The organism is Delftia tsuruhatensis NBRC 16741, assembly GCF_001571325.1.
Taxonomy (GTDB): Bacteria; Pseudomonadota; Gammaproteobacteria; order Burkholderiales; family Burkholderiaceae_C; genus Comamonas; species Comamonas tsuruhatensis.
This window is the reverse complement of sequence record NZ_BCTO01000103.1, coordinates 1-5125: the sequence shown is the minus strand read 5'-3', so window position 1 is coordinate 5125 and position 5125 is coordinate 1. Positions and strand designations below refer to the sequence as shown.

Genomic DNA, 5125 nt, shown 5'->3' with positions numbered 1-5125 from the left:
ACCGGCAGCAGCCCACATCCCTTCAATCGCCTGGAGGATCGTTGCACGGTGATGCTTGATCTGATCACTCACTGCGACGAAGGTGCTATCCGCGACGAACTCGCTCTATCCCAAGCTCAAGGGCTTTGTGCGGGCTGCGGCCACTGGCAGCCAACACCGCTGACTAAGTCTTGATGCGCACATCACACTGGCCTTCGCTGCAGGATCGGTGCTGGACATCAAGTCCGACCGCGATGTCGATCGAGCAAAGAGCCATTCATCGAAATGTCTGGAACTCGAACGACGCACCTCGCGATCCATCTTGGCCAGGAAGGCATTTCGAACAAAGGCACAAACCCCGTCGATCACGGCGTTTACGCGTTCAAGCTCGTGCGCTCCTGGCCGCCCGTCAGATCTCGAAAGAGGTCCGATCCGCAGCATCCTTGATCCAGTTTGGCGGCTTGCCACGCCCCGTCCACGTAGCGCCGGTACCAGGATCGCGATACTTGGGCGCGCCAGCCGAAGCTTTGCGTTTAGAGCCTCCGAACACATCGTCTGGAGTCAGGTGGAATTCCGCGATCAGGCTGCGCACGCGGGCGACCACGCCAGACTTTTCTGTGGCCAGAGCCTGGGCAATCTTGGCTTCAAGTTCAGCCTTCTGCTGAAGAAGTGTCTTGTAATCGGATGTCATGGTTTTCCTTAAATTTGCATGCTAGCAAATTGCTAATTTTAAGAGTTTCTAGCGAAGAATGCTTTCATTTCAACGAGGCAAGAGAGCGAAATTTTGCTGCGCCCGCTTCATACTCAAACACACCTCACACACACGAGAGTCATACGCCCAATCTGAGCAGGACAAAAATGTCATGCTAACGACCATGTTCGCTCATGGCTGCATGCTGGGCGTGGCCTCCGTCAGCGGAAATGGAAGCTTCGGAGCAATCCACTGATAGTTTTCTGCAAGAATATTTGATTTACTACTTTTTCCGTCCCATTGCAGCGAGAGTAAATCCGCAATTGTCCAAGAGGCCCAGTCAGACCTAAATCCTCTATCACCAAGGTTATCCGGACTATCACTCTCAATTTTATTGCGCCAAATTATGGTCGGAATACGATAGCCAGACTCAGTTGAAGGGCTGTGACCAACCTTATTTAGTAGATGTCCAACCTCTTGGCCATGATCAGATAGGTACATCCAGGCCTGATAATCTGAACTACTTTCTGAAATTTTCATCAGATCCAGTGTTTTGGCAATCACCGAATCATGATACAAGATTGCGGCGTCATACTGCTCCCTGAAACCACGCACCCAAAATGATCTATTCTTAGCCTCCATCTCCCGATCTACATCATCGGTTGTATCATCAAAAGGGTTCTCATTTTTTGGGTAGCGAAGACTGTAATGAGGATGTGCACCAAGCAAATGCACAACAATAAATTTATTCTCCGCCCCATCCTTTAGAGCTTCTTCCAAAAGATTCAGAATATCGCCATCCAATGAGGATGATGAGCGACCAGGCGTGCGGTTGATCAACTCGACTATGTCTGCATAGCTTGCATGCCGCGATTCAATTGCAACATCATCATGATTGCTTACCCACCACGTCTTATAACCCGCGGCTCGAGCCATGGCCAAAAGGTGCAATGAATTATCAGTAGGAGCGGCCTGTAATGAAAACATCCGTTCAAAAGCGGGTATTGTGCTTGCATCCAATGACCAAGAATTTCGGAATACCACCATATTTCTACCCGCATCCCTCCGCTTTAGCGAGAGCATCGGCGTGGTATTTCTTGGGTAGCCATATATCCCCAAATTATCTCTATTAATACTATCCGCAATTACGAGAACAATTGTGGAACTTCCTTTGCGCTCAACTTTTGGCGCCAGTGTCTTCGCTCTCGTGAACTGCTCTTCACGGATGGCAAATTGGTTTACCCATTCTGTCTGAACAAGTGAAATCGACTCCTGCCAGTTTTTCCAGAAAATTATTGGATGCAACTTCCTCCACGGCTTATTGACATGGGCAACCAGACTAAATGTCATCAGCAAGACGACGATGAACCAAATAGCCTTGGAGTAGCTCCTTGGCGCTGAATCAACCGAGATCAAGAGAACCAAAGAAAGGGTCGCCAGAAAAAAAAAACAGCAACCCCAAGCATATCAACAACACTGAATTTGCAAATGCATACTCAATGCTCTCTCGGAGATTTGTATTCGCCACTGCATTTAAAACAAGTGCGCTATCAGGCGCGGCGTCATAGGCCTCTCTCAGATAATATCGAGCGATTCCATCCACATAAAATGCCAAGGTCACAAACCAAACGAAGGTCTTGCCGATCCAAGACGGACCTCCACTATTGGCAAAGAGAAAAATCAGAAAGCAATATGGCAGGTACAAAACCAATAGCTTTACCAATCTCAGTCCTTCATGACCAATACTTAATGCAGAGAAAACAGAAAGAAGTATTATTGCAAATACAAGTTCCGGCTTCTTAATTGTGCACCACACTCTATCCCCAAAATTCTTCACCATCTCGATCATCTTACTCTCAGGGCATCATATTTTGACAAAAACGACCTACGCGTCATCACTAATCTGCGGGAATATCAACCCGATACTGGTCACTCCCGCCTCAGATCTTGCAAACACATCGCCCTGATGTAACCTAGCAATTGCAGCAACAATTGCCAGTCCTAGTCCGTGATTGCTTCTAGCCTGCGTCCTAGAAGAATCTGCTCGGTAAAATCGATCAAATAGTCTTGGAAGGTGAGAGGGATCTATAGTCTGGCCTTCGTTAGTGACTGTCAACTGGATACGATGTGCATTTATAGTGGATGGGCTTCGAGCAGACGCAATCATCCGGATATCAACAATTATCTTGCTACCTCTTGAGGCATATCGCGTAGCATTCCCCAAAAGATTCGAAAGTGCACGACGCAATAAGCTCGCATCCAAGATACCTTTTGCTTCGCCCTGTATGGCCACCTCTAAACCAGCGTCCAGAAGAGACGCTTCGTGGAATTCAATAACCTCGCGAGCGAGCTCAGCGAGACTGCTTACCCCCATTCGCCGAGCACCATTCCCTCTATCTGCGTTTGAGAGGAAAAGCATATCGGCAATGATGCTAGCCATTCTGTGCAAATCCTCCAAATTGGAAGATAGAACATCAACCAGTTCATCCGAAGTTCTCTGTTTTCGTAGTGCCAGCTCCGCGCTACTTATCAGAGTTGACAAAGGTGTATTCAGCTCGTGTGCCACGTCCGCGTTAAAAGATTCCATCTGCTTGTAAGCAACAGACAACCTATCCAAGAGGTCATTAATTTGCCATATCAAGGGCATCAATTCTTGAGGCTGCTGGCTGTCGTCCAATCTCTTTATCAAATTTTGAGCAGATACCTGTCGTGTCTGTGCGATCAAAAGGCTAATTGGCGACAGCCCCTTCTTCACCAACCAGATGCTAGAAATAGAAACAATCAAAGTACTAACGATAGCTGCTATACCAAGCGTCCATGCCAAATGGCGCAAAATCATATTATCCGGGGCGCGATCCAATATCAGTGTTACAGCTATTTCTTGGGGGCTAGAACCTGGGCTTGATAATTTCACAGAGAACTCGCGTTCGATGGTGTTTTCTCTGTGACGCAGCAGTTCAAAAAGAACTTCCCTATTTCCGCCATATTTTCGCACCACCAATGACAAGTCGTCGTGCCCGCTCAAAAAATCCAACAATGAATTCTGCAGCGATTCCGAATTTATGTGTAGTTTGCTCTCATTAAGCAAACGTTCCAGTGCTATTTGCTTGTCATTAAGGGCATCGGTTTGCTTTATATGAAGTGTTTGTGATATGACAAGATAAACAGCCACGCAAACTATTCCAAGCCCAAAAATAGTTTGCATAGCTAGAGAAATAGACAAACGCGCCGACAAAGGGCGCGTTGCTTTTTTTGCTCTTCCTTGTTTAATCATCTTGATTCCAAAATATAGCCCATTCCGCGAATGGTATGCAGCAATGGCTTATCAAACGGCTCATCAATTTTCATCCTTAGCCTTCTAATGGCCACCTCGACGACATTTGAATCTGCCTCGAAATTTATTGACCAGACCTGAGCTGCTAGTTCAGCTCGAGAAATAACCTGTCCTTGTCTACGCATCAACAGTATCAGCAAGCTATACTCTTTCGCACTTAGATCCAGTCTTTTCCCCGCGCGAAATGCGCGCTGCCTGGCAAGATCTATTTCCAAGTCGTGCATTCTCAATATTGTCGCAACATTTGCCGCACCGCTCAATGAAGGATTTCTGCGGAGCAATACCCTTATTCTCGCGATCAATTCGGAAAATGCAAACGGCTTGACCATATAGTCATCAGCACCGCTTTTCAAGCCGGTCACTCTATCTTCAACTGAATCTCTTGCAGTAAGCATCAAAACAGCGGTTTGCTTTGATTGTCTCAAGGCCGCTAGAACAGCAAGGCCATCTATTCCAGGAAGAATGCCATCAAGAATAATTACATCGAAATCCTGGGTAGCCGCCTTATTTAGTCCCGAGATCCCGTCAAGTGCGAAATCTACAGCAAACCCTTCGTCGACCAACCCTCTGACAAGCTGGTCTACCAACTTTTCATCATCCTCAATTATTAGGATACTCATGGGGCGGATTGTGATCCCAGGGCCCTGGCACTTGGATGATAAATTTGTCATCTGATTATCAGGAAGCCGCCGGGAACGCTCCTCTATAGTGCCCTTCGCCCATACCTTGCGCTTGCGCATAAATATTTCAGGGCACTACAGCGACCGACAGGAACATGGATTCCGTCTGCGCAGGAGTTTCATACATGATCTTGGTAACCACACGTGGCAAGGAGAGGCTTCGCACGAGCTTCTGCCAAACCTTGCTTGTCAGCATGTTGGTAGGGGCAGGCCTAGTCCACGCCGCACCCACGAGCTCAAGCAGCCTCACAACGGCCTCGAGCGAAGCACCGGCGGCGCCCTTGACATTGTCTGTCGCGGTCGCGCAAGCCTTAGCAACTCATCCGAGCTTGCGTGCGGCTCAGTTCGGACTTGAGGCCAGCGACGGCGCAGTCCTTCAAAGCAAGTCTCGCCCCAACCCCGAGCTCTCCTACACTCAAGAAGATATGGGCTGCTGCCGGT

The 5125-nt window shown here is 48.0% G+C and carries 5 protein-coding genes; all 5 read right to left on the bottom strand.

Annotation, left to right across the window (positions count from 1 at the left end; all coding sequences use genetic code 11):
* Positions 1 to 388: 388 nt before the first annotated feature.
* Positions 389 to 670 (bottom strand): H-NS histone family protein, encoded by a 282-nt coding sequence (locus DTS01S_RS29075; protein WP_061290112.1) that lies wholly within the window; start codon positions 668 to 670, stop codon positions 389 to 391.
* Between the two features lie 192 nt (positions 671 to 862).
* Entirely contained in the window at positions 863 to 2095 is a 1233-nt protein-coding gene (locus tag DTS01S_RS30200) for a phosphoethanolamine transferase (RefSeq protein ID WP_254788072.1), read from the bottom strand.
* Positions 2073 to 2519: a hypothetical protein gene (locus DTS01S_RS31390; protein ID WP_254788073.1), complete on the bottom strand. Its 447-nt coding sequence runs from the start codon at positions 2517 to 2519 to the stop codon at positions 2073 to 2075. The genes DTS01S_RS30200 and DTS01S_RS31390 overlap by 23 nt, the downstream gene beginning before the upstream one ends.
* 36 nt (positions 2520 to 2555) lie before the next feature.
* Positions 2556 to 3944, bottom strand: a complete 1389-nt coding sequence (locus tag DTS01S_RS30195) for a heavy metal sensor histidine kinase (protein ID WP_050042266.1) — start codon at positions 3942 to 3944, stop codon at positions 2556 to 2558.
* Positions 3941 to 4624, bottom strand: a complete 684-nt coding sequence (locus DTS01S_RS30190; protein WP_050042281.1) for a response regulator — start codon at positions 4622 to 4624, stop codon at positions 3941 to 3943. Before DTS01S_RS30190 ends, DTS01S_RS30195 begins: the two co-directional genes overlap by 4 nt.
* Between the last annotated feature and the right edge of the window lie 501 nt (positions 4625 to 5125).

Excerpts from the sequence above, each read along its gene's own strand:
- DTS01S_RS31390 (WP_254788073.1), bottom strand. The coding sequence starts at position 2,519 with ATGATCGAGATGGTGAAGAATTTTGGGGATAGAGTGTGGTGCACAATT.
- DTS01S_RS30195 (WP_050042266.1), bottom strand. The coding sequence starts at position 3,944 with ATGATTAAACAAGGAAGAGCAAAAAAAGCAACGCGCCCTTTGTCGGCG.
- DTS01S_RS29075 (WP_061290112.1), bottom strand. The coding sequence starts at position 670 with ATGACATCCGATTACAAGACACTTCTTCAGCAGAAGGCTGAACTTGAA.
- DTS01S_RS30190 (WP_050042281.1), bottom strand. The coding sequence starts at position 4,624 with ATGAGTATCCTAATAATTGAGGATGATGAAAAGTTGGTAGACCAGCTT.